The organism is Vibrio sp. Isolate22, from assembly GCF_022398115.1.
Classification (GTDB): Bacteria; Pseudomonadota; Gammaproteobacteria; order Enterobacterales; family Vibrionaceae; genus Vibrio.
Genome location: NZ_JAKEUW010000158.1, coordinates 1 through 591 on the forward strand (window position 1 = coordinate 1; position 591 = coordinate 591).

Here is a 591-nt window from a genome sequence, read left to right on the forward strand (position 1 = left end):
CAAATAGTCTTCCCGACAATGCAACCATTACTGTAAACCAGTCCAATGATAATGCTCATTTAACGGCATCAATCAATAATCCAGGGACGACGTTCTCGATGAATGTTTCACAATAAAGTAAATGACGCGAGGTTACTTAACCTCGCGCATTCAAAACCACCCTAGATATAAGCAAGCGTTAGAACTAGGATAGTGGAATATATAAAGAAGGAATTTACTATGAAAACCTACATGTATACAACGACCGCTCTAGCTGTAATGGTATCACTAAATGTCAACGCGAATGAGATTAGAATCCAACAATCTGATAATAGTGAACGATTAAGCCAAGTAAATATCACTCAATCAGCAGGCACGGGAAACAAAATTCAAAAGGCAGACTCAACCACTGTTCCTGAAAATGCAATTTTGAATGGTCTCACATCTTTCACTGCAAGCCAAAATGGCAGTGACAATAGCGCATACATTAACGTAAATGTAGACACCGGCCAGACAGATTCGAGTAGTTGGAATAGTCTTAATATATATCATTCTGGTGATGACAATACTTCCACTATCACAGTCGGTGACACTGTTCAGCCTAGAGGGCTA

The 591-nt window shown here is 39.4% G+C and carries 1 protein-coding gene; it reads left to right on the forward strand.

The window, feature by feature from the left end:
• Positions 1-219: 219 nt before the first annotated feature.
• Positions 220-591: hypothetical protein (locus tag L1D55_RS27510; RefSeq protein ID WP_239919520.1), on the forward strand; the 372-nt coding region annotated here is incomplete at its 3' end.